Origin of the sequence: Yersinia sp. 2542 StPb PI (genome assembly GCF_048593855.1) — a bacterium.
Classification (GTDB): Bacteria; Pseudomonadota; Gammaproteobacteria; order Enterobacterales; family Enterobacteriaceae; genus Yersinia; species Yersinia enterocolitica_E.
The window spans coordinates 1-360 of sequence record NZ_JAZGQA010000523.1 but is presented as its reverse complement, the minus strand read 5'-3'; the positions used below and the strand labels follow the sequence as shown (position 1 = coordinate 360).

Genomic DNA, 360 nt, shown 5'->3' with positions numbered 1-360 from the left:
GGTCAATGCCGCCATCTGCTCGGCACTGAGGTGGGTGCCAAGGGCAAGATTGAACGTCTTGCTGTACTCGAGTCCCGCCGCAAACAGTTGTTCGAACTGTTCTTGTGCACTGCGGTAATCACTGGCGACCGCCTGACCGGTCAGTGCCAGTACCTGATCCCGCACCAGACGCTGTTCATAGGCGTTATCCCCCAGGCGTTTGAATATCACATCCGGGTTACTATTCAACTGCTGGAGCACGTAGTCTGATCCGCGCCAGTTATTCAGATTGGCAAACGCCGGGTTAGTTTCAATCAGATAACCGCCGCTGACTGTGTAGTCGGTATTGAACTTATACAGTCCACCGTTGGGCTGTGTCAG

Annotated in this window: 1 pseudogene; it reads right to left on the bottom strand. The window is 54.2% G+C overall.

What is annotated here, in order from left to right:
• A pseudogene (locus tag V1952_RS22600) lies at nt 1-360 on the bottom strand (hypothetical protein); the annotation flags it as partial.